At 44.6% G+C, this 24,163-nt stretch carries 21 protein-coding genes, 2 rRNA genes and 1 riboswitch (1 of these 24 only partly in view); of the genes, 3 read left to right on the top strand and 20 right to left on the bottom strand.

Annotated elements, in window-relative coordinates; translation table 11 throughout:
- Positions 1 to 2: 2 nt before the first annotated feature.
- From ligA to ACPF7I_RS01425, 6 genes are all read right to left on the bottom strand, one after another.
- Positions 3 to 2,021, bottom strand: coding sequence for an NAD-dependent DNA ligase LigA (ligA, locus tag ACPF7I_RS01450; protein ID WP_430745262.1), 2,019 nt, complete (start codon positions 2,019 to 2,021; stop codon positions 3 to 5).
- Between the two features lie 5 nt (positions 2,022 to 2,026).
- Positions 2,027 to 4,192 (bottom strand): DNA helicase PcrA, encoded by a 2,166-nt coding sequence (gene pcrA / locus ACPF7I_RS01445; protein WP_430745263.1) that lies wholly within the window; start codon positions 4,190 to 4,192, stop codon positions 2,027 to 2,029.
- Positions 4,193 to 4,234: 42 nt separating this feature from the next.
- Positions 4,235 to 4,930 (bottom strand): heptaprenylglyceryl phosphate synthase, encoded by a 696-nt coding sequence (locus tag ACPF7I_RS01440; protein ID WP_430745265.1) that lies wholly within the window; start codon positions 4,928 to 4,930, stop codon positions 4,235 to 4,237.
- 61 nt (positions 4,931 to 4,991) lie between these two features.
- Positions 4,992 to 5,309 (bottom strand): YerC/YecD family TrpR-related protein, encoded by a 318-nt coding sequence (locus ACPF7I_RS01435; protein ID WP_042536307.1) that lies wholly within the window; start codon positions 5,307 to 5,309, stop codon positions 4,992 to 4,994.
- Positions 5,310 to 5,319: 10 nt separating this feature from the next.
- A complete protein-coding gene (locus ACPF7I_RS01430) occupies positions 5,320 to 6,342 on the bottom strand; it encodes a DUF3048 domain-containing protein (RefSeq protein ID WP_430745267.1) in 1,023 nt (340 codons plus the stop codon).
- 34 nt (positions 6,343 to 6,376) lie between these two features.
- Positions 6,377 to 8,119, bottom strand: a complete 1,743-nt coding sequence (locus ACPF7I_RS01425; protein WP_430745268.1) for an adenine deaminase C-terminal domain-containing protein — start codon at positions 8,117 to 8,119, stop codon at positions 6,377 to 6,379.
- An 85-nt stretch (positions 8,120 to 8,204) separates the two neighbouring features.
- On the opposite strand from ACPF7I_RS01425, the gene ACPF7I_RS01420 reads away from it, so the two are divergent.
- Together ACPF7I_RS01420 and ACPF7I_RS01415 are read left to right on the top strand one after the other, a co-directional pair.
- Complete coding sequence (locus ACPF7I_RS01420) at positions 8,205 to 8,471, top strand: YgaP family membrane protein (RefSeq protein ID WP_430745270.1); 267 nt, start codon at positions 8,205 to 8,207, stop codon at positions 8,469 to 8,471.
- A 50-nt stretch (positions 8,472 to 8,521) separates the two neighbouring features.
- The gene (locus ACPF7I_RS01415) at positions 8,522 to 8,626 is read left to right on the top strand and encodes an EYxxD motif small membrane protein (RefSeq protein ID WP_009360731.1); all 105 of its coding nucleotides are present in this window, start codon (positions 8,522 to 8,524) and stop codon (positions 8,624 to 8,626) included.
- Here the strand turns inward: ACPF7I_RS01415 and purD are convergent.
- The 12 genes from purD to purE form a co-directional block, all read right to left on the bottom strand.
- The gene (purD, locus tag ACPF7I_RS01410; RefSeq protein WP_430745271.1) at positions 8,589 to 9,869 is read right to left on the bottom strand and encodes a phosphoribosylamine--glycine ligase; all 1,281 of its coding nucleotides are present in this window, start codon (positions 9,867 to 9,869) and stop codon (positions 8,589 to 8,591) included. The two genes, ACPF7I_RS01415 and purD, sit on opposite strands and share 38 nt — an antisense overlap.
- 14 nt (positions 9,870 to 9,883) lie before the next feature.
- A complete protein-coding gene (purH, locus tag ACPF7I_RS01405) occupies positions 9,884 to 11,419 on the bottom strand; it encodes a bifunctional phosphoribosylaminoimidazolecarboxamide formyltransferase/IMP cyclohydrolase (RefSeq protein WP_430745272.1) in 1,536 nt (511 codons plus the stop codon).
- Positions 11,397 to 11,999 carry a phosphoribosylglycinamide formyltransferase gene (gene purN, locus ACPF7I_RS01400; protein WP_430745274.1) on the bottom strand — a complete coding sequence of 201 codons (603 nt, stop codon included), beginning with the start codon at positions 11,997 to 11,999 and terminating at the stop codon, positions 11,397 to 11,399. Before purN ends, purH begins: the two co-directional genes overlap by 23 nt.
- Positions 11,996 to 13,033 carry a phosphoribosylformylglycinamidine cyclo-ligase gene (gene purM, locus ACPF7I_RS01395; protein ID WP_430745275.1) on the bottom strand — a complete coding sequence of 346 codons (1,038 nt, stop codon included), beginning with the start codon at positions 13,031 to 13,033 and terminating at the stop codon, positions 11,996 to 11,998. The genes purN and purM overlap by 4 nt, the downstream gene beginning before the upstream one ends.
- Positions 12,996 to 14,423, bottom strand: coding sequence for an amidophosphoribosyltransferase (purF, locus tag ACPF7I_RS01390; RefSeq protein ID WP_430745277.1), 1,428 nt, complete (start codon positions 14,421 to 14,423; stop codon positions 12,996 to 12,998). The genes purM and purF overlap by 38 nt, the downstream gene beginning before the upstream one ends.
- The gene (gene purL / locus ACPF7I_RS01385) at positions 14,399 to 16,621 is read right to left on the bottom strand and encodes a phosphoribosylformylglycinamidine synthase subunit PurL (RefSeq protein WP_430745278.1); all 2,223 of its coding nucleotides are present in this window, start codon (positions 16,619 to 16,621) and stop codon (positions 14,399 to 14,401) included. Before purL ends, purF begins: the two co-directional genes overlap by 25 nt.
- Positions 16,605 to 17,291: a phosphoribosylformylglycinamidine synthase subunit PurQ gene (gene purQ, locus ACPF7I_RS01380; RefSeq protein ID WP_430745280.1), complete on the bottom strand. Its 687-nt coding sequence runs from the start codon at positions 17,289 to 17,291 to the stop codon at positions 16,605 to 16,607. The genes purL and purQ overlap by 17 nt, the downstream gene beginning before the upstream one ends.
- The gene (gene purS / locus ACPF7I_RS01375; RefSeq protein ID WP_219986385.1) at positions 17,288 to 17,542 is read right to left on the bottom strand and encodes a phosphoribosylformylglycinamidine synthase subunit PurS; all 255 of its coding nucleotides are present in this window, start codon (positions 17,540 to 17,542) and stop codon (positions 17,288 to 17,290) included. The genes purQ and purS overlap by 4 nt, the downstream gene beginning before the upstream one ends.
- On the bottom strand, positions 17,530 to 18,252 hold the full coding sequence (purC, locus tag ACPF7I_RS01370) for a phosphoribosylaminoimidazolesuccinocarboxamide synthase (protein ID WP_430745282.1): 723 nt from the start codon (positions 18,250 to 18,252) through the stop codon (positions 17,530 to 17,532). Before purC ends, purS begins: the two co-directional genes overlap by 13 nt.
- 65 nt (positions 18,253 to 18,317) lie before the next feature.
- Positions 18,318 to 19,613 (bottom strand): adenylosuccinate lyase, encoded by a 1,296-nt coding sequence (purB, locus tag ACPF7I_RS01365; protein ID WP_430745283.1) that lies wholly within the window; start codon positions 19,611 to 19,613, stop codon positions 18,318 to 18,320.
- A complete protein-coding gene (gene purK, locus ACPF7I_RS01360; protein ID WP_430745285.1) occupies positions 19,610 to 20,758 on the bottom strand; it encodes a 5-(carboxyamino)imidazole ribonucleotide synthase in 1,149 nt (382 codons plus the stop codon). The genes purB and purK overlap by 4 nt, the downstream gene beginning before the upstream one ends.
- Complete coding sequence (gene purE, locus ACPF7I_RS01355; protein ID WP_430745287.1) at positions 20,742 to 21,230, bottom strand: 5-(carboxyamino)imidazole ribonucleotide mutase; 489 nt, start codon at positions 21,228 to 21,230, stop codon at positions 20,742 to 20,744. The genes purK and purE overlap by 17 nt, the downstream gene beginning before the upstream one ends.
- 106 nt (positions 21,231 to 21,336) lie before the next feature.
- Positions 21,337 to 21,438: riboswitch (purine riboswitch) on the bottom strand.
- A 152-nt stretch (positions 21,439 to 21,590) separates the two neighbouring features.
- On the opposite strand from purE, the gene ACPF7I_RS01350 reads away from it, so the two are divergent.
- Positions 21,591 to 21,980, top strand: a complete 390-nt coding sequence (locus ACPF7I_RS01350; RefSeq protein ID WP_430745288.1) for an Hsp20/alpha crystallin family protein — start codon at positions 21,591 to 21,593, stop codon at positions 21,978 to 21,980.
- A gap of 128 nt (positions 21,981 to 22,108) precedes the next feature.
- On the opposite strand, the gene rrf is transcribed toward ACPF7I_RS01350, so the two are convergent.
- Both rrf and ACPF7I_RS01340 read right to left on the bottom strand, forming a co-directional pair.
- Positions 22,109 to 22,225: ribosomal RNA gene (gene rrf, locus ACPF7I_RS01345) — 5S ribosomal RNA — on the bottom strand.
- A 121-nt stretch (positions 22,226 to 22,346) separates the two neighbouring features.
- Positions 22,347 to 24,163, bottom strand: a 23S ribosomal RNA gene (locus ACPF7I_RS01340); it runs 1,109 nt beyond the window's last position.

Below are 24,163 nucleotides of genomic sequence, written 5' to 3'. Positions count from 1 at the left end.
GTTCACACCTGCTTTGATTGTTGTATTTCTTGAAGAAAACGCGCTTCATCCCAAATCGTAATGCCAAGCTGTTTCGCTTTTTCTAATTTTGATCCGGCGTCTTCACCTACAACGACAACATCTGTTTTTTTACTGACACTTCCTGTCACTTTTCCACCTAGTGCTTCAATTTTCTCTTTTGCTTCGCTCCGCGACATCGATTGTAACGTGCCTGTTAAAACAAACGTCTTCCCAGCAAACGTTGAGCTTATATCCGCCGTCCGTTTCGCACCTTTATATGTCATATTGACACCATATGCTCGCAAACGTTCAAGCAATTGCTTTACTTCTTCTTTCCCAAAATATGTAACGATTGAGTCAGCCATTTTTTCACCAATTTCATGAATGGCTGTCAGTTCTTCTTTCGTTGCTTGTTGAAGACGTTCCATCGTTTCAAAATTCTCCGCTAACGTTTTCGCTGCTTTCGCGCCCACATGGCGAATACCAAGACCGAACAATAAGCGCTCAAGTGAATTTTGTTTCGATGTTTCAATCGCTTGCAGCAAGTTTGTTGCTGATTTCTCTCCCATTCGTTCTAGTGCAACAAGTTGCTCTTTCGTTAACTTGTACAAATCGGCCATACTACGAACGAGACCGTGTTCAAATAGTTGAGCGATCACTTTTTCGCCTAATCCGTCAATATTCATCGCTTGGCGTGAAACGAAATGGGTAAGCCCCTCTCGAATTTGCGCCGGACATTGTGGGTTGACACAGCGAAGCGCGACTTCATCATCAAGGCGAACGAGTTCGCTCGCGCATGCTGGGCAATGCGTCGGCATATCGAACGGCTTCTCTTGTCCTGTTCGCCGCTCTGGCAATGAACGTACAACCTCTGGAATAATATCGCCCGCTTTTTTAATGACGACGTAATCGCCAAGACGAATATCTTTTTCACGAATGTAGTCTTCATTATGGAGCGATGCACGCTGTACAATCGTTCCTGCCACACGCACAGGCTGTAAAATGGCTGTTGGAGTGACCACACCTGTTCGACCGACACTGAGCTCAATATCAACAAGTTGTGTCACAACTTCTTCAGCCGGAAATTTATAAGCAATGGCCCAGCGTGGACTTTTCGCTGTCGCTCCTAGTTGCTTTTGTTGCGCAAACGCATCTACTTTAATGACGATTCCATCAATATCGTACGGCAATGACGCACGTCGCTCATGCCACTGTTCAATGTAAGAAAGTACATCATCCATTGTTTCGCATACTTGCCGAGCCGGATTTGTTTTAAACCCGAGCTCGTCTAAATAGCGAAGCGCTTCACTATGAGAAGTAAGCCCTAACTCTTCCGCATGGACAACACCGTATACAAATATATCTAACCGACGGGAAGCGACGACTTTTGGATCAAGCTGACGAAGCGAGCCAGCTGCCGCATTACGCGGATTAGCAAACAATTCTTCTCCGTTCCTTTTACGCTGTTCGTTTAGCTTTTCAAACGATTGTCGTGGCATATATGCTTCTCCACGCACTTCAATCGACACTTGTTTACGCAATCGAAGCGGCAATGAACGAATCGTTTTTAAATTTTCCGTAATATCTTCTCCAGTCGTTCCATCTCCGCGTGTCGCTCCTTGTACGAAATAGCCATTTTCATAACGGAGCGACACAGCCAAACCATCTATTTTCAATTCACATACGTAACGTACATCGCCAACTTCTTGGCGTACTCGCCGATCAAAGTCGCGCAAATCCCCTTCGTTGAAGGCGTTGCTTAAGCTAAGCATCGGCACGCGATGAGTCACTTTCGCAAACGACTCTAGCGGAGCTCCGCCAACGCGCTGCGAAGGGGAGTCCGACGTTTTATATTGCGGATATTGCTCCTCGAGTTCTATTAATCTTCTCATCAATTCATCATATTCAGCATCAGAAATCGACGGTTTGTCTAACACATAATATTCGTAATTATATTTTTCAATTTGTTGGCGCAATTCGGCAATTTGCTTTTCAACGTCGTGTTGTGCCACGTTCTTCATCCTTTCTACACTTTCGTAATCGGAGCAAATTTCGCCAATAGTCTTTTAATGCCAATGGGACTTGAGAAAGCGACATCTAGCTCTTGATCCCCATCACTTTCTTTTACGCGCACAATTGTCCCAATGCCCCACACTTTATGGCTCACCTTATCCCCTACGCGCCATCGCCCTTGCGACATGGTAGATGGACGTTGAGATGTCGCCTGTTGCTTCACTCGTTTATGTGCATATTCAATCAGATCTTCAGGAATTTCACCAATAAAACGAGATGGGGCGTTAACATGCGTTTGTCCAAATAACGTACGCATATGGGCGCGCGTTAAAAAGAGTTCTTCTTCCGCACGCGTAATGCCAACATACGCTAAACGGCGTTCTTCTTCCATTTCATCTTCATCGTTTAATGAGCGGTTATGTGGGAAGATCCCTTCTTCTAGTCCGACTAAAAAGACGACTGGAAACTCTAATCCTTTTGCAGAATGAAGTGTCATTAAAACAACCGCATCATTTGTTTGCCCTTCATTGTCATTATCAAGCTGATCGATATCTGCAACAAGCGCTAAGTCCGTTAAGAAAGCAACGAGCGACTTATCTTCGTTTATTTGTTCAAAATGTTGGGTCACTGATAAAAACTCATCAATGTTTTCAAGTCGACTATGTGCTTCTAGCGTTTTTTCCTCGCGAAGCATATCGCGATACCCTGAACGATCGAGCACATCTTCGACAAGCTCTGTCACAGATAAATAATGTTGCATTTGGCTCCAATGATCGATTTGTTCACGAAATTGCACGAGCGGTGCAGCGATGCGAGCGCTAATTCCCATTTCTTCAATCGAACTAAGCGCATTAAACATCGATATCCCTTGACTAGAAGCATACGCTGCAATTTTATCAATCGTCGATGCCCCAACACCGCGTTTTGGAACGTTAATAATGCGCGTAAAACTAATGTCATCATTCGGATTCGCAATTAGACGTAAATAAGCTAAAATATCTTTAATTTCTTTTCGGTCATAGAATTTTAAACCGCCAACAATTTTATATGGGATATTCGCCTTTAATAACATTTCTTCAAGCACGCGCGATTGCGCATTCGTTCGATATAAAACCGCAAAATCTTTATACGCTCGTTTTCCTGCATCAACATATTCTTTAATTTTCCCGACGACAAATTGCGCTTCATCTACTTCCGTCATCGCCTCATAATACACAAGCGCATGTCCTTCGCTATTTTCCGTCCAAAGCTTTTTCGGTTTTCGTTGCGTGTTATGCTCAATAACTGCATTGGCGGCTTGTAAAATACGTTTCGTTGAGCGGTAATTTTGCTCAAGCAAAATCACTTTTGCGTTCGGATAGTCTTTTTCAAACGATAAAATGTTGCTAATATCGGCACCGCGCCAACGATAAATGGACTGATCAGAATCTCCAACTACGCATAAGTTTTGAAATCGTTTCGCAAGCATGTTCACGAGCAAATACTGCGAGCGGTTCGTATCTTGATATTCATCGACATGAATGTACTGAAACTTTCGTTGATAATATTCCAGCACTTCCGGAACACGTTGAAATAGTTGAATTGTCGTCATAATTAAATCATCAAAATCAAGGGCATGATTACGCAGCAACCGCTTTTGATATTCTTTATACACATCCGCAACAAGTTTCTCATACGGGCTTGCCGCTTGGTCGGCATATTTTTCTGGCGTCATCAATTCGTTTTTCGCGCTGCTAATTGTACCTAGAAGCGCACGTGGATCATATTTTTTCGGATCAATATTGCGATCTTTTAAAATATGTTTTAATACAGACAACTGATCGGTTGGATCCAAAATAGAGAAATTCGCATGAATGCCGATCCGATCGATGTCGCGTCGCAAAATGCGAACGCACATCGAGTGAAACGTAGAAATCCATATATCTTCCGCTTGTTTTCCAACGATCCGTTCTACACGCTCTTTCATTTCGCGGGCTGCTTTGTTTGTAAATGTAATCGCTAAAATGTTCCATGGAGCAACGTCTTTTTCTGCCATTAAATAAGCGATGCGATGCGTTAACACGCGCGTCTTTCCGCTTCCTGCCCCCGCCATAATTAAAAGCGGACCTTCCGTCGTTTTCACAGCCTCTTTTTGTTTTTCGTTTAATCCTTCCAACAGCATATGTGCTGACATACTCATTTTTTCACCACCAAAACATATGTTCTCTTTTTTATTCTCCATTTATGTCGATTTTCCTTTCACCGCTTCGACTGTTTGTAACGCCATTTGTAAATTTGTATAAATCGCATTTCCTACAACGACCGTGTCTGCCCACATCGCCATCTCTTTCGCTTGTTCAGGTGTATGAATGCCACCACCATAAAACAAACGTGTGCGTTCTAGCGTCCGTTTCACTTTCTCTACAAGCGTCACATCTCCGTATCGTCCGCTATATTCCATATAAAAAATTGGAAAATGATACATATGTTCTGCCATTCGAGCATACGCAATAACATCTTCTTCTGTTACATCCGTTCGTGCGCTTGTTAATGATGCCGCTTTACATTCGTCATTTAAAATACAATACCCTTCAACAAACAGTTCTTCCCAATTAATTAAATCACCAAACTGTTTAACCGCTTCGTGATGTAAATCAATTAGCCAAGTCAGATCACGGCTATTTAGTACCATTGGAATGAAATAATAGTCAAATCCGGGTGTAATCGCCTCAATATTTGATACTTCTAATACACACGGAACAGAAAAACGGCGCACGCGCGCAAGCAAATCGATGACGTTTTCAAGCGTCACACCGTCTGTTCCGCCAACAATGATCGCATCCGTTCCTGATTCGCATACTTGTTCTAATTGTTCATCTGTTATTTCTTTATTCGGATCTAATTTAAACACATGGCGCCATGTTGTCATCTCATTCATGTTTTTCACCTCATCTCATTATAGCAAAAATCATAACAAAAAATCGTAAAAAGAAGCTGACTCATTGTGAGCCAGCCCCCTCTTGTTGTTCATTATAAATGCGATCGAGTGCCATCGCATACGCATCATTTCCGTAGTTTAAGCAACGTTTTACGCGTGAAATAGTCGCTGTGCTTGCCCCTGTTTCTGTTTCAATTTTATGATACGTATATCCTTCGCGCAACATGCGCGCTACTTCCAACCGTTGCGCAAGCGCTTGTATTTCATTGACTGTACATAAATCATCGAAAAAACGATAGCATTCTTCTAAATCTTTCAATGATAAAATCGCACGAAATAACTGGTCAAGCTCTCTGCCTCGCAATTTATTAATTTGCATATACGTCCCCCTATTCATATTGTACTTGCTTTAAGTCCGGAACGACTTGAATCCATGTTTTTCCTCGGATAAATCCGAGCGGAACACCATCTTTATAAGGAAGAAGGCGTCCGTCAATATTTTTCCACTCTACTTCCTGCATCGTTCCTTCTTGAAATAAATACCCTTTTCCACCTGATGTAAAGTCAATGTCTCTCCGACCATAGTCGTCAATAATTTGATGCGTCGCTTCAATAACGAACACATTTTCTACCGCAATCGTTGTATTCGTCTCCCGATCCACTGTCGGCTCTCCACCGCTCGAACGAACATATTTCGTTCCGTCGTACGCATAATGAACGTGAGCATACGATCGTTTAGAGTACACCACATCAATATTCGTCGCTTTTACAGCGTTCGTCAAATCGTTTGTAAAAAATGGTAGAGGCCTAACTTCTTCTTCGAAAGCATAGCCGTTTTTTTCAGCACCTTTTTTAATATTTGTAAAGGAAATGTAAGAGTTGTGCGGTGCCTTTCGTGTGTGATCGCGCCAAAATAGTGTTCCATCGTAAAACAGTCCATTGACATAATCCGCAGCACCAGACTTTAACAACGTCTGTGCCTCTGGACTCCATCCGTGACAGACATATAAAGCATGAAAGCCATTGCTTAATTCAATAAAGTAGTCTCTTGCGCTTCGAACAGGGCCAATGATTTCAGGTTGCTCGCTTTGATAAATGGCTAACAACCGTGTAATATCTCCTTCCGCAAGCACTTCATATATGATATCTGCTTTGTGTAATCCCGATTGAGGTCGTGCGGCTGGATAGTTATTAATCATCACTGCCACAGCTCGTTGCATCGTTTTTTCATTCGCTGGCATGCCTGTTAACGGAAACGTCCACGCTGTTTCCTTCGTTTCTTTTTTATTTTCCTGTTCGACTGTTGTCGGTGGGAACTTGTTTTCTTTTACATTTGACTCTGTACGTTGACATCCAATGCTAAACAAAAACACCGCCATGATCGTGAATAGAAAAAATAATCGCCGCAACATGAACCCAACCTTTCGTTTTCGTCCCTTTTATATTTTAACGCATTATTGTTGGAAAGAGTACTGTTTTATGCATGACATCGTAAATTCCTTTTGGTGTGATCCGAATGTAAGGTAAATGTGTCGACGATAAAAAGAGCAAGGTGTAAATCGGGTCAGCAAACGTATAGCCACGCGCCCGCAACAACTCTCCAAGCATTTTTTCTTCTTCTATTAACTCTTTCATCGGCTTCGCTGACATTAATCCGCCTAACGGAAGGGAAATGTCGTGAATGACTTCTCCATGTTCACATAAAACAATGCCGCCTCCAATTTGTTTCATGCGCTCAAATGCAAGCAATAAATCACGTTTACTTTTTCCAATTAAAATAATATCTCCTGTATTGGAATACGAGCTAACAAGTGCTTGCACATGTGTCGCAAACCCTTTTAATACGGTGTTCACACGCCATTTTCCGTGACGATCAATAAGCATTAAAAAGCTTTCATCATGATCGGTTGATAACTCATCAGCAGATGTATCAATAGAAATCGAATATGGCTTAATAATGACGGAGTTTTCCATGTACATCCCTAATGGCATCGAAAATTGCAAATCATCCATCTGTAAATCCCAAGATAAAGAGAGCGGCGCAAGACCATGTACGTCCCATTCGACGGCTGAAAAAGCAGAAACAGGTACACCATCACGTTTAACCCATTGTCCGCTCGCTAAAACAGAAATCGGTGTCGGATTTGAAGCATGTTCAAGAACGTTAATATGTGCAATGCGCCCTGGCGTAATGCTTCCGTGTAAATGATCGATATTGTAATAACGAGCGATGTTCCATGTGGCCATGCTGTATGCATCAATGTCACGTACTCCTTCTTGCAATGCGATGCGAATCATTTCGTCGATCAATCCTTTTTCATAAAAGGAAGGCGTCGATCCGTCTGTTGTAAACATACATTGATCGTAATGATGAATACCGAATTGTTTCATCTCTTTAAGCAGTGTTGGCAAATCCGGCCGGATAGATGAATGGCGCAATGATACGGTATACCCGTGCATTAATCGCTTATACACATCGTTTCCGGTCATCGATTCATGATCAGCATCCGCCCCAAATAACTTCATTTTCGTCAACGTACGATCTGAAGCGCCGGGAAAATGACCTTCCACTTTTTTTCCAAGTTTTTTCGCCTCTTGCATCCAATGGAGAACGAAATCATCCCCTTCTAACAGTTTTGGCCATCCAGTCAATTCCCCCACTTGTAACACCGCATCGTTTTCAAGCCATCCTTTCATGTTTTTATACGAAAAAAGATGTTCTTCTCCTTCCATTTCGGTTTGCGAATCAAGCCGGCACCACCAATACATCGTCACCGGTTGTTTTTCCATAGCGGACAAAAAAGAAAACGCTTTCTTTTTTGTCAACTGTAAAAAAAGAAATAAATTGTCGTTAATCAGTGTTGTCGTACCGAACTGTGCTGCATATTCAGCAAGCGTTTGGGGATTATATAACTGAAACGGATGAGCATGGGGCTCAATATAGCCAGGAACGAGCACTTGATTCGTGCAGTCGATGACTTCACATGAATCTAATTGCTTCGGTTTGTTCGGACCGACGTACACAATTCGGTCGTCGCAAATCCATACGTTCCCTTGCACCCATTGACGTATGTATGGATGTAAATATGTTGCGTTCATTAACACTTTTGTTGGCGCCTGCTTTCCGTCAACAATCGCAACGTGTTTGCGAATTTGTTCACTTTTCCATCGATATCGTTTTTCCATCATGATCGCTTTCCTCCTAAATCGTACCATCATCTATACACATTTTAACGGATGAAAGCGAATTTCACAAACAAAAAGGAGGATTCACATGAAACAAAACATCGGTGTCATTAACGCGATGATCCGCATTACATTCGGGTTTACAATGCTTGCCTGGGCAACAGCAAGTCTTTCTCGCAAGCCGTGGCGTGAATCGTATATATGGGTCATGATGCTCGCTGCAATGAAAATTGCGGAGGGCATTGTTCGTTTCTGTCCTGTCATGGCGTTATTTGAACGGTATCAATGCCAATGTGATCACAACGATAAGAAGGACGAAAAAACGATTCCGATTGAACCAGTCAACCCTTCGTAACAATAACCCCCTTGTATACGTACAAGGGGGTAAAAAAGGAGAGAACGAATATGATTGCTGAATATATAACAGATACGTTTTTCATTCTTATTCTTTTAATCGGCAGCCTCGTTGCGCTTAGTTTTGTATATGTTCGCAAGCGACGTGCGCGATAGCTTTATGGCCAATATCACGCCGGTAAAACAGTTGATCGCATTCAATATGTTGCATTTCTTCGTATACAAGACGTTGTGCTTCTTTCAATGTTTTTCCACTCGCAACAACAAGGAGCACTCGTCCCCCATCTGTTACCCACTCATCGTTCATACGCTTCGTGCCAGCATGAAAAATTTGCGCTTTCGTTACTTGTTCAAGCCCTCGAATAACAGCGCCTTTTTCATATTGTTCAGGATATCCTTTCGCGGCTAAAACAACCCCAATGGTTGCTTCATCGCTCCAATGTAATGTAATCGGTTGATCTTCTAAAAGCGAAACGATTACTTCAACAAGATCATTTTGTAACCGCGGTAAAATAACTTGCGCTTCTGGATCACCAAATCGCGCATTAAACTCAATTACCTTTGGTCCTTCCTCTGTTGCGATTAATCCGGCATATAAAAATCCTGTAAATTCGCATCCTTCTTGTATTAACGCCTTAGCCGTCGGCTTTACAATTGTTTCAATTGCTGCATAAACAGTTTGTTCACTTATTTGCGGAACAGGAGAATAGGCCCCCATCCCCCCTGTGTTCGGTCCTCGATCGCCATCAAACGCACGCTTATGATCTTGCGCAATGACCATCGGATAAACGTGTTCTCCATGCACAAACGCCATAAGTGAAAATTCTTCACCTTGTAAATATTGCTCAATAACAACTTGTGCACCAGCTTCACCAAACTTTTTTGCAACCATTATATCATGCAACGCATGGAGCGCTTCGTCGATCGTCATCGCCACCGTTACACCTTTTCCAGCAGCAAGTCCATCCGCTTTAATGACAATCGGAGCCCCTTGTTCACGCACATAATGAACAGCTTCATCGTAATTTGTAAACGTCGCATAATTTGCGGTTGGAATGTTGTATTTTCTCATGATTTCTTTCGCAAACGCTTTGCTTCCTTCGATTAATGCTGCTTGCTGTTTTGGGCCAAAAATGCGCAATCCTTCCCTTTCAAAGCGGTCGACAATGCCAACTAATAGCGGTGGTTCTGGGCCAACAATTGTCAAATCGATCGCTTCTTTTTTTGCCCATTGCACGAGTGCTTCGACATCCGTTTCTGAAATTGGAACGCACGTAGCAATCGAATTCATTCCGTCATTTCCAGGCGCCACATATACGTGGGTCACACGTGGACTTTGCGATACTTTCCATGCAAGCGCGTGCTCGCGACCGCCACGTCCGATAATGAGCACTTTCATCCGTTGCTTCCCCCTTAATGTTTAAAATGGCGAACGCCTGTAAATACCATGGCTATTCCATATTCATTAGCTTTTTGAATCGAATCTTCGTCACGAATGGATCCACCCGGCTGAATGATCGCTGTCACCCCTGCCTGAGCAGCTGCTTCAACTGTATCACTCATCGGGAAAAATGCGTCGGAAGCTAATACCGCTCCTTTAGCTTTCTCTCCCGCCTGTTCAATCGCAATGCGAGCAGCTCCAACACGATTCATTTGTCCAGCGCCAACGCCAACCGTCATGCCATTTCTCGCTAAAACAATTGCATTCGATTTCACATGCTTCACCACACGCCAAGCAAACGTTAAATTCGCCCATTCTTCTTCAGTCGGCTTTCTTTCTGTCACGACTTGCAGCGTTGCATCATCAATTGTATACGTATCTTCGTCTTGGACAAGCAATCCACCGCGCACCGATACGATAAACGGCTCTTGTTTTCGCTCTGCTTGGAAATCAACAGTTAACAAACGAATGTTTTTCTTTCTCGTTAAAATTTCTAGCGCTTGTTCTGTAAATGACGGGGCGATAATGATTTCTAAAAAAATGCCGTTTAACTTCGCAGCCGTTTGTTCATCCACTTCGCGATTTAACGCCACAATGCCCCCAAAAATGGACGTTGGATCGGCTTCGTAAACCTTTTGAAACGCTTCTGCAATCGTTTCACCGACACCCACTCCACACGGATTCATATGCTTTACCGCCACCGCTGCTGGTTCGGTAAATTCCGCAACAATTTGTAGCGCTGCGTTGGCATCGTTAATGTTGTTGTACGATAGCTCTTTTCCGTGCAACTGCTTTGCTGCTGCAATAGAAAACGGTGAACTGAGCGGTTTTTCATAAAATGAAGCCGTTTGATGCGGATTTTCACCGTATCGTAACGATTGTTTTTTTACAAACGTCATCGTCATCGTTTCCGGATACTTTTCTCCAACAATGTTCGTCAAATATTGCGCAATCATCGCATCGTATGCTGCTGTATGGCGAAATACTTTCGCAGCTAATGCCCGTCTCGTCTCAAGCAATACTTCGCCATATTGTTTTAGCTGTTCGATGACTAACTCATAGTCAGTAGGATCGACGACAGCTGTGACATAAGCATGGTTTTTTGCCGCCGCTCTCAGCATAGTCGGACCGCCAATATCGATATTTTCAATCGCTTCCATAAACGGCACGTTTGGCTTTGCGATCGTTTCTTGGAATGGATATAAATTGACAACAACGAAGTCGATTGGCGTAATGGCATGGTCTTGCAACTGTTTTTTATGCGTTTCATCATCTCGAACAGCTAACAGTCCACCGTGAATGTTTGGATGAAGTGTTTTCACGCGTCCGTCTAAAATTTCCGGGAAGTTTGTCACGTCAGAAATGCTTACAACTGGAATGCCATGCTCCGCTAATACGCGCTTCGTTCCGCCCGTTGAAATAATTTCAACACCTAACTCAACTAGTTGTTTAGCAAACGTAACAACTCCTTTTTTATTTGATACGCTAATGATCGCTCGTTTTTTCATGATTTGTACTCCCTTTCTCCGTCAACAATTGTTGAATGACTTGTGGATACAACGTATGTTCTATTTCATGAATGCGGCGCTCAACACTTTCTAATGGCTCCCCATCATAAATGTATAGCGCTTGTTGAGCAATGATCGGTCCTGTATCCATTCCTTCATCAACATAATGCACCGTCACCCCCGTCACTTTCACACCGTAACGATACGCTTGACCGATCGCATCTTTACCTGGAAAGGCAGGTAAAAGCGACGGGTGAATATTGACAATTTTATTCGGATAAGCTTGCAAAAGTGTAGGACCGATAAGGCGCATATATCCCGCTAAAACAATCCAATCCACATCTCGTTCGCGCAACTGTTGTAAAATCTCACGCTCAAAACGTTCTTTCGTTTCATATTGTTTCGGATGAAAAACAAATAACGGCACATGTTCACGAATCGCTCGTTCAATCACTTTTGCATGCGGTCGGTCACATACAAGAAGAGCTACGTCTGCTTGTATTTCTCCTTTTTTTGCCGCATCGACAATCGCTTGAAAGTTCGTTCCGCTCCCCGAAGCAAAAATAGCTATTCGCTTCATTCGATTTTTCCTCCTGCAAACGATACACCCGTTCCTTCCTTTATCCGACCGATCACATACACTTGCTCTCCAAATGATTCAAGCAACTGCACAACGTCTGGCACAACGTCGCTATCGACAGCCATGACGAAGCCAATTCCCATATTAAAAATATTAAACATTTCCGTTCGTTGTAGCTTCCCGTGTTGCTGCAGGAAATTAAAAATCGGTGGAATTGGCCATGAACCGTAGTCTATCTCCGCTTGTAATCCTTTTGGCAACATGCGCGGAATATTTTCAACAAACCCGCCCCCTGTAATGTGAGCCATTCCTTTTACACGAAATTGTTTCAATGCTTCCAGTACCGCACGAACGTAAATGCGCGTAGGGGTTAACAGCTCTTCGCCAAGCGAGCGAGCAAACGGTTCATATACGTGATCCAATTGCAAATTCGCATCTTTTATAATTTTTCTCACGAGCGAATAGCCGTTGCTATGCAAACCGCTCGATGCAAGACCAATAAGCGCATCTCCAGGGACAATCCCATCCCCTGTAACTACTTTCGCTTTTTCCGCCACACCAACTGCAAATCCTGCTACATCATATTCATCTTCACCATACATGCCTGGCATTTCTGCCGTTTCCCCACCAATAAGCGCACATCCTGCTTCGACACATCCATCTGCTATTCCTTTGACGATATGTTCAATTTTTTCTGGAATCGCTTTTCCACAGGCGATGTAGTCAAGGAAAAAGAGAGGCTCCGCCCCTTGTACGACGATATCGTTCACGCACATCGCGACACAATCTATACCAATTGTATCGTGACGGTCGAGCTTAAAAGCAAGCATTAGTTTTGTCCCTACTCCGTCCGTTCCTGATATAAGTACCGGTTGTTTATATCCAAGCGAAGAAAGGTCAAACATTCCTCCAAAACCACCTAAACTTCCTAACGCACCGATTCGAGCAGTTTTAGCGACGTGTTTCTTCATTCGCTCGACCGCTTCATAGCCAGCTTCAATATTCACTCCAGCTTGTTTGTACGCATGCGCCAACGTGCTCCCCTCCAATCCTCGTCGGATATTGTCCAGTGAAACAAGCTAAACATTGTCCGCAGTTTGCTGAATCGTTTGATCTTCCAATCGCCTGCAAAAGTCCTTCTTTGCTTAAAAACGCGAGGGAATCCGCTTCAATAAGCTGACGAATTTCTTCAATCGTGTGGTTAGCAGCAATCAGCTCGGCTTTTGTCGACGTATCGATCCCATAAAAACAAGGATGCGTAATCGGCGGTGAGCTAATGCGCACATGCACTTCCGTCGCCCCTGCCTCCCGAAGCATGCGCACAATGCGCTTGCTCGTCGTTCCACGCACAATCGAATCATCAACCATCACAACTCGTTTGCCGGCTACAACTCCACGAACAGGCGATAATTTCATTTTTACCCCTTGTTCGCGAAGTGCTTGAGATGGTTGAATAAACGTCCGACCAACATAACGATTTTTAATGAGCCCTAATTCGTACGGAATGCCCGTCGCTTCCGCGTAGCCAATCGCCACCGAAATGCTCGAATCTGGTACACCTGTAACAACATCTGCTTCAACAGGTGCTTCAAATGCTAGCTGTTTCCCGAGATTTTTCCGTGCTGTATGAATATTAATGCCGTCCACGTTACTGTCAGGACGAGCAAAATAAATATATTCCATGCTACAAATGGAGCGAGACACCCTCTGGGCAAAACGCTCGGAACGAATACCTTGTTTATTAATCATAATGAGCTCCCCTGGCTCAACCTCCCGTTCATATGTCGCACCGATGACATCAAACGCACACGTTTCCGATGCCACGACATATGCCTCGCCTAAACGACCTAACGAAAGAGGGCGAAAACCGTGCGGATCAAGGGCGATATACATTTCGGTTTCCGTCAAAATGAGAAAAGCAAAAGCGCCGCGTAAATGAGTCAACGCTTCTTTAATTCGTTCTTTTAAAATTGGTTCCCCGCTGCGCTTAATTAAATGGGCGAGCACCTCTGTATCGGACGTCGTTTGAAAAATGCTTCCTTGCTGTTCTAAACGGAAACGAAGCTCATCGGCATTCACTAAATTTCCGTTGTGCGCAAGCGCTAAACTACCACCTTGTGAACGAAACAAAAGCGGTTGAACGTTCGCGTACCCGCCCCCACCTGCAGTAGAGTAACGGACGTGGCCGATAGCAGCCATGCCCGTTAGTTTTTCTAACTCTCCGCGACTAAACACTTCCGTCACTAAACCGAGGCCTTTATGAAACTGGAGCGTTCCGTTTCCTCCAACGACAATGCCCGCACCTTCTTGCCCGCGATGTTGTAAACTATGCAGCCCGTAGTACGTTAACGTCGCTGCTTCTTCGTGTCCCCAAATACCGAAAATCCCACACTCTTCGTTTAATCCTTTGATCTCAGCAAGCATGGAATAGCTCCTTTCCATACATTTCGCATCGTTTCTACTGGGACGTGGAGAATGCATGCATCCCCACTCATCACATGAAGCGTTCCGTCATTTGTCACTTCCCCGATACATACTGCTTGAACGAGCTGTTCAAACGCTTGACGATGTTCCTTTTTTACCGAAACGATAAAACGTGATTGTGTTTCACTAAACAATTCCGCAACAACATCACCGTCGATTGTCACATACGCCCCTAAACCTTTTGTGCTCATTAAACATTCCGCAAGCGCGACTGCCAAGCCACCTTCTGATATGTCATGCGCTGATGCTACTACTCCAGCTCGAATCGCGGTGAGAAGCTGTTGTTGTCGCTCTGCTTCTACATGTAAATCAATCGTTGGCGCTTTTCCAAAAATGCGACCTGTTAGCCATTTTTGTAGCTCGCTCCCACCAAATTCTTGCTTCGCTTCCCCAATGACATAAATCAAGTCGCCTGGCTGTTTAAATGACTGTGTCGTAATATGGTTGATATCCTCAACGACGCCGACCATACCGACAATTGGTGTCGGATAAATCGCTTCGCCGTTCGTCTCATTGTAAAGCGATACATTTCCACTAATGACGGGCGTTTCAAGTACACGGCACGCTTCGCTCATTCCTTCTACCGCTTTTTCTAGTTGCCAAAAAATTTCCGGTTTCTCTGGGTTTCCGAAATTTAAACAATCGGTCACCGCAAGCGGTTGAGCGCCGGAACAAACGATGTTGCGCGCCGCCTCTGCAATCGCGATTTTTCCACCAATGACCGGATCTAAATATACGTAACGAGAATTGCAATCAGTCGTCATCGCTAACGCTTTATTTGTGCCGCGAATGCGCAACACAGCTGCATCAGATCCTGGCGCAACAACTGTGTTTGTCCGCACCATATAATCGTATTGCTCATATACCCATTCTTTACTTGCAATCGTCGGTTGACCTAATAACCCAAGCAATGTCTCTTCATAGTTATGAATGGTCGGTACGTATTCTATCATCTGAAACTCGCGATAATACGCCGGTTCTTTCGATGGCTTATAATATACAGGAGCATCTTTAGCAAGCGCATCAACCGGAATTTCAGCAACGACTTCCCCGCGGTGATACAAACGCAACATATGGTCATCTGTTACGCGACCAATCGCTTTCGCTTCTAGCCCATATTTAGCAAACACATCTATCATTTCTTGTTCCCGACCCTTTTGAACGACGAGAAGCATGCGCTCTTGTGACTCAGATAGCATCATTTCATACGGTGTCATTCCTGTTTCGCGTTGTGGTACAAGATCTAAATTTAGTTCAATACCAGAGCCTGCCTTGCTCGCCATTTCCGCTGACGAACTTGTTAAACCTGCAGCCCCCATATCTTGCATGCCAATGAGCGCATCGGAATGAATGACTTCCAAACAAGCTTCAAGAAGCAATTTCTCCATAAACGGATCCCCGACTTGAACAGCTGGACGCTTTTGTTCAGATTGTTCCGTTAATTCTTCCGATGCAAATGTCGCCCCATGAATGCCGTCACGTCCCGTTTTCGCACCGACGTACATAACCGTGTTTCCAACGCCTGCCGCGATCCCTTTTTGAATCTCTTCATGGCGAATAATTCCGACACACATCGCATTCACGAGTGGATTTCCTTCGTACGCTCCATCAAATTGCACTTCTCCCCCAACTGTCGGAATGCCGACGCAATTTCCGTATCCAGCAATGCCTGCAACGACGCGCTCAAATAAATATTTCACGCGCGGTGACGTTAATTCCCCAAAGCGAAGCGAGTTTAATAACGCAATTGGTCGCGCGCCCATCGAAAACACATCGCGAATAATGCCGCCAACGCCTGTCGCTGCCCCTTGGTACGGTTCAATTGCAGACGGATGGTTATGGCTTTCGATTTTAAAGGCGACGGCTAATCCATCTCCGATATCGACAATGCCTGCCCCTTCCCCTGGTCCTTGAAGCACATGTTTTCCTTCTGTCGGAAACTTCTTTAACACAGGTTTCGAATTTTTATAGCTACAATGTTCCGACCACATAACCGAGAAAATGCCTGTTTCCGTATAATTCGGTAAACGTCCAAGAATGCGCTCAACCATCGCAAACTCTTCGTCCGTTAACCCCATTTCCCGATATAACTTTTGCTCTTTAATTATCGCTGGACTTGGCTCAAGTAGTAACGACATGTGCGTCCCTCCAATATGTCACGATTGATTGAAACAGTTTTAACCCGTCAGCTCCGCCAAGCAGTTCATGAACAGCACGCTCAGGGTGCGGCATCATTCCGAGTACATTCCCTTTTTCGTTCACGATGCCTGCAATGTTTTGTAAGCTGCCATTCGGATTTTCTCCCTCATACCGAAAAACGATTTGATTGTTCGCAATAAGCTGGTGCAATGTGTTTTCATCACAATAATAGTTTCCTTCTCCATGGGCAATCGGGATCGTAATAATTTCCCCGCGCTCATATTGGGATGTAAACATCGTTGCATTATTTTCGACACGAAGTTTTATCGGACGGCAAATAAACGTTAGCGTATCGTTGCGCCGCATCGCTCCAGGAAGGAGACCCGCTTCGAGTAAAATTTGAAATCCGTTACATACACCTAAAATCGGCTTTCCTTCTTCTGCAGCTTTTTTGATCGCTTTCATGACGTTCGAAAAACGCGCAATCGCCCCAGATCGCAAATAATCCCCATATGAAAAACCACCTGGCAAAAGAATCGCATCAAATTCATCTAAACTTTCCGCATCATGCCAAACGTATTCAACATCTTCCCCTAATTCATCTGCAATCGCATGATACATGTCGACATCGCAGTTGGAACCCGGAAATACAATGACCGCAAATTTCACTGGACGACGACCTCCTCAATGTCATAGCGATAATCCTCAATAACTGTGTTCGCCAACAACTTTTCGCACATATCTTTCACGAGTTCATCTATGTCCCGGTCACTTTTTGCTACCGTTAATTCCATGAACTTTCCAATACGCACATCTTGCACCTCATGATAACTTAAGCTATGGAGCGCTCCTTTTACAGCATTACCTTGTGGATCTAATACATTTTCACGCAATGTGACATACACTTTTACTTTGTACATGATAATCCTCCTAATCGTTGTAAAAGTTTTGTATATGTTTCTGTTAAGTCGCCTAAATCGCGGCGAAATACGTCTTTATCGAACTTTTCTTTCGTGTATACATCCCATAATCGGCACGTATCTGGGGAAATTTCATCCGCCAGCAACACCGCCCCCGTTTCATCTTTTCCAAACTCTAATTTAAAGTCGACAAGCTGTAAGTCACATGAACGAAATAAAGAAGTTAAAATGTCGTTCACGCGGAACGCTATTTGCTTCATGTGCACAAGCTCATCGGGGGAAGCAAGCTGCAACAGAGCGATATGATCTTCTGTTAATAGAGGATCGCCTAAAACGTCATTTTTGTAATAAAATTCTACAATCGGCTTCTCGATGACGGCTCCTTCCTGAAGACCGATTCGTTTCGCTAGACTACCGGCGACAATATTGCGGACAACAACTTCGAGGGGAATAATCGTCACTTGTCGCACAAGCTGTTCGGTGTCAGATATTTTACGAATAAAATGATTATTTACACCTGCTTCATGTAACAAGGAAAATAGTAAACTCGTAATCTCGTTATTCAATCTCCCTTTTCCAGCAATCGTTGCTTTTTTCTCACCGTTAAATGCTGTTGCTTCATCTTTATATTCAATCCATAACACGCCCCCTTCGTTCGTTGCATACACTTTCTTCGCCTTTCCTTCATACAGAAGGTGTTGCTTCTCCATGTTCTCTCCCCCAGTTATACAGAATATTAGGAAATTTTTTTGTATAGGTAAGGACAGCGCCTTACCTACTGCAAACCAAGTCGCTCAAAAATCGTGTCGACATGCTTTAAGTGATAGTTGTAATCAAAGCAATCCGCGATTTGTTCCTTTGTTAAACGACTTGTAATTACTTCGTCCGCTTCAATTAACGAGCGAAACGGCACTTGTTTTTCCCACGCTTCCATCGCTTTCGGCTGTACAAGATCATATGCTTCTTCGCGCGTCATTCCTGTATCAATAAGTGCCAATAATACGCGTTGCGAATAAATAAGTCCAAGGGTACGATCCATATTTTTCTTCATGTTTTCAGGGAATACCGTCAAGTTTTTCACAATGTTTGTAAAACGATGAAGCATGTAGTCTAGAGCGATCGTTGCATCCGGTAAAATAATACGCTCCGCAGACGAGTGTGAAATGTCTCGTTCATGCCAAAGCGGTACATTTTCATAAGCTGTTAACATATAGCCGCGAATGACACGCGCCATGCCTGTCATGTTTTCTGAGCCGATCGGATTGCGCTTATGCGGCATAGCCGATGAACCTTTTTGTCCCTTTGCAAAAAATTCTTCCACTTCACGCGTTTCACTTTTTTGTAATCCACGAATTTCAACTGCAAATTTTTCAATGGATGTCGCAATTAAAGCGAGCGTCGCCATATAGTGCGCATGACGATCACGCTGCAACGTTTGCGTTGAAATTGGTGCAGGCTGTAAGCCAAGTTTTTCACATACGTACTGTTCGACAAACGGATCAATGTTTGCATACGTGCCAACCGCACCAGAAATTTTTCCAACGCGCACCGTTTCCGCTGCTTGCTTAAAACGTTCTAAGTTGCGTTGCATTTCAGCATACCAAAGCGCCAATTTTAATCCAAACGTCGTAGGCTCGGCATGTACACCATGCGTTCTTCCCATCATGACCGTATATTTATGCTCAATCGCTTTTTCTTTTAACACCGCGATAAAGTTTTCTAAGTCGCGCAATAAAATGTCATTTGCCTGTTTTAGTAAATACGACAATGCGGTATCAACAACATCCGTAGACGTCAGTCCGTAATGTACCCATTTTCGCTCTTCTCCTAACGTCTCTGATACGGCACGCGTAAAGGCAACGACATCATGACGCGTCTCTTCCTCGATTTCTTTAATGCGTTCAATGCGAAACGATGCGTTTTTACGAATTTTTTCCACATCTTCTTTCGGAATAACTCCTAATTCCGACCATGCTTCACACGCTAAAACTTCGACTTCTAGCCAAGCACGAAAACGGTTTTCTTCCGTCCAGATTGCACCCATTTCTGGTCGTGTGTAACGTTCAATCATACGTTCATCCTCCGATCTGTCCAAATCGCAAATTCGTCTATTTTTCGTTGCATCTCATCGACATCGTCAACTAACCACGTGATATGCCCCATTTTCCGCTTCGGCTTCGCTTCTTTTTTTCCATAAAAGTGAACATGAGCATCGCGAAATTGATCGATGTTTCGAATAACGTCGTCAACATGTTCTCCTAAAATATTGACCATAATTGCAGGTTTTAATAATTTTGTACTACCAAGCGGCCAATTGCACACAGCACGAATATGTTGTTGAAATTGCGATGTGATACAACCGTTTATTGTATAATGACCTGAGTTGTGCGGTCTAGGAGCAAGTTCATTGACATATAACTGCCCATCTTCTGTTAAAAACATTTCAATGGCTAGTGTGCCGACAAGTTGAAATGTTTCCGCTAATCGTCTAGCATACATCTCCGCCTGTGCAATGATTTTCTGGCTAACTTGGGCTGGGGCAATCGTTTGATGCAAAATATTGTCGCGATGAATGTTCTCAACAACAGGGAACAGCTCTATTTCACCAGAAACGCTACGCACAACGATAATAGATAACTCTTTCACAAACGGAACCCATGCTTCCAATACACATTCACCGTAAGCGAGCAGCGAGCGCGCCTCGTAAATATCATCTAAACAACGGATGACCACTTGCCCCTTTCCATCATACCCTCCACGACATGTTTTCAATACGGTCGGAATGCCGATCTCCTCAATCGCCCGTTCCAATTGTTCTTCTTCCAGTATGAGACGATAAGGGGGAACAGGCAACCCGGCAGACTGAACTGCTCGTTTTTCTTTCCAACGATGCTGTGTAATAGAAAGCAGCTCGCTTCCTTGCGGCACGTATCCCTTCTTTGCCAACCGTTTTAGTGCATCGGCATCAATGTTTTCAAACTCATACGTAACGACATCACTTATTTCAGCTAACTGATGTAACGCTTCTTCATCGCTATATGAAGCGACAATTTCAATGTCAGCTACTTGGGCACAAGGCGATTGCGGAGTAGGATCAAGAACCGCTACGAAAAATCCCATCTCTTTTGCAGCGAGCGCCATCATTCTCCCTAACTGACCTCCGCCAATAATACCAATCGTTTGCCCCGGTACAATCACTTTACTCAAGCTGATCACTACTTTCCATCACTTGTTTTCGCATCGTTTCACGTCGCTTGCGCAATGCTTCCATATACGTTGGCTCATGCGTTCCAAGAATCGAAACAGCAAGCAACGCTGCGTTTATCGCACCTGCTTTTCCGATAGCCACTGTCGCTACTGGCACTCCACCTGGCATTTGAACAATGGAGAGTAAAGAATCCAAACCGTTGAGTGTCTGGGATTTTATTGGTACGCCAATGACAGGAAGCGTCGTTTTTGCTGCTACCATTCCCGGTAAATGTGCAGCTCCTCCTGCTCCAGCGATAATGACTTTAATTCCGCGCTCTTCCGCTGATTCGGCATATGCAAACATAAAGTCCGGTGTACGATGGGCTGAAACAACTTTTTTTTCGAACGGAACATGTAACTCTTCTAATATATCGCACGCATAACGCATCGTTTCCCAGTCTGACTGACTGCCCATAATAACAGCTACAAGTGGCTGCATCTATATTCACCTCTTTTTATCATTCAGAAAAAAATCCAGAACGATGCCCTCGATCATAAGGGAAAGCATCGTTCTGGACATATTTCGCCCATGGGGTGAAAAAAGCCAATAGGATCCTTTCCCTCATAGTCCAATAATTTACGGTTATTGGGTAGAGACTTTCGGGCCATATTCCCAAAATTATATGAGGGTGCATTTCCATATTCACTTACTTCCATCTTACCAGTCATTTTTCTACGGTGTCAACATAAAATCGAACGTTTTTTAAAATAAAATATTTAATGTTCGGTTTTTGCTTAAAAATCACCATTTTATTTATTGTATCGTATAGTAAAAAGAAAAAGAGAAAGGAGGAAAACTATGGACTGGACGAAGCAATGGGAAGCGTTTTTTTCTAATCCTTTTTGGAATTCATCAAACGCTTTTTCTTCTCATACATCTGGCATCAATATGTACCGTCGTGAAAACGAATTACTCGTCATCGTTGCAATCCCAGGTTTAGAGGATGTACACGATGCAGAAGTATATATTCATTATAATACGTTAGAAATCAAAGCAAACGTTCAATTACATTTTGAAGGGTTTGAATTAATTGAAGAGGGAATTACACAAGGACCGTTTGAGCGAGTCATGCAACTTCCTTTCCCTGTAGGAGAAAAAGTCGATGCCGTATACGAGAATGGGCTACTTTTTATTCATCTTCACCGCCTCGTTCCTGATCATATAAAAAGAAAAGTGGAAATTAAATAAAAAACGAGCTAACCAATTTCGGTTAGCTCTTCACTATGGGGGAGAGGATTGTAAAAGCGTTAAACGCAAATACATGGACAAAAAAAGTTAGAGAACAAAATGGATATGCTCTCTAACTTGCTATGTCCGCCCGGCAACGTCCTACTCTCGCAGGCGGTGTCCCGCCAACTACCATCGGCGCTGGAGAGCTTAACTTCCGTGTTCGGGATGGGAACGGGTGTGACCTCTCCGCCATCGCCACCGAGCAAACATGCTTTTTCATAGCGCCATGTCAGGCGTGAAGGATTATTCCTTCAAAACTAGATAACAGGAGTTCAGACGTTTTCTTGACTACGTCAAGAACCGTTCTCCGCTTTTCTTGTGTGCTTAGTTAAGCCCTCGATCGATTAGTATCCGTCAGCTGCACGTGTCGCCACGCTTCCACCTCGGACCTATCAACCTTGTCATCTTCAAGGGATCTTACTCGCTTGACGCGATGGGAAATCTCATCTTGAGGGGGGCTTCACGCTTAGATGCTTTCAGCGCTTATCCCTTCCGCACATAGCTACCCAGCTGTGCCCCTGGCGGGACAACTGGTACACCAGCGGTGCGTCCATCCCGGTCCTCTCGTACTAAGGACAGCTCCTCTCAAATTTCCTACGCCCGCGACGGATAGGGACCGAACTGTCTCACGACGTTCTGAACCCAGCTCGCGTACCGCTTTAATGGGCGAACAGCCCAACCCTTGGGACCGACTACAGCCCCAGGATGCGATGAGCCGACATCGAGGTGCCAAACCTCCCCGTCGATGTGGACTCTTGGGGGAGATAAGCCTGTTATCCCCGGGGTAGCTTTTATCCGTTGAGCGATGGCCCTTCCATTCGGAACCACCGGATCACTAAGCCCGACTTTCGTCCCTGCTCGACTTGTAGGTCTCGCAGTCAAGCTCCCTTCTGCCTTTACACTCTTCGAATGATTTCCAACCATTCTGAGGGAACCTTTGGGCGCCTCCGTTACGCTTTGGGAGGCGACCGCCCCAGTCAAACTGCCCACCTGACACTGTCTCCCACCCCGATCAGGGGTGCGGGTTAGAATCTCAGTACGACAAGGGTGGTATCCCAACGGCGACTCCACCTAGACTGGCGTCCAGGCTTCTCAGTCTCCCACCTATGCTGTACATGTCGCACCAACATTCAATATCAGGCTGCAGTAAAGCTCCACGGGGTCTTTCCGTCCTGTCGCGGGTAACCTGCATCTTCACAGGTACTATGATTTCACCGGGTCTCTCGTTGAGACAGTGCCCAAGTCGTTACACCTTTCGTGCGGGTCGGAACTTACCCGACAAGGAATTTCGCTACCTTAGGACCGTTATAGTTACGGCCGCCGTTTACTGGGGCTTCGGTTCGCACCTTCGCTTGCGCTAAGCGCTCCCCTTAACCTTCCAGCACCGGGCAGGTGTCAGCCCCTATACTTCGCCTTACGGCTTCGCAGAGACCTGTGTTTTTGATAAACAGTCGCTTGGGCCTTTTCACTGCGGCTCCCCTGGGCTATTCACCCGAGGGAGCACCCCTTCTCCCGAAGTTACGGGGTCATTTTGCCGAGTTCCTTAACGAGAGTTCTCCCGCGCACCTTAGGATTCTCTCCTCGCCTACCTGTGTCGGTTTGCGGTACGGGCACCTCTCACCTCGCTAGAGGCTTTTCTTGGCAGTGTGGAATCAGGCACTTCGGTACTTCATTTCCCTCGCCATCACAGCTCAGCCTACTCAAGCGGATTTGCCTACTTGAGGCGCCTAACTGCTTGGACGCGCACAACCAGTCGCGCGCTGACCCTATCCTCCTGCGTCCCCCCATTGCTCAAACGGTGAGGAGGTGGTACAGGAATATCAACCTGTTGTCCATCGCCTACGCCTTTCGGCCTCGGCTTAGGTCCCGACTAACCCTGAGCGGACGAGCCTTCCTCAGGAAACCTTAGGCTTTCGGTGCAGAGGATTCTCACCTCTGTTTTCGCTACTCACACCGGCATTCTCACTTCTAAGCGCTCCACTAGTCCTTCCGGTCTAGCTTCGACGCCCTTAGAACGCTCCCCTACCGACGACGCAAGTCGTCCCACAGCTTCGGTGATACGTTTAGCCCCGGTACATTTTCGGCGCAGAGTCACTCGACCAGTGAGCTATTACGCACTCTTTAAATGGTGGCTGCTTCTA

The organism is Anoxybacillus dikiliensis (assembly GCF_050613275.1).
GTDB lineage: Bacteria > Bacillota > Bacilli > Bacillales > Anoxybacillaceae > Anoxybacillus.
This window is presented reverse-complemented; position numbering and strand designations above follow the sequence as displayed.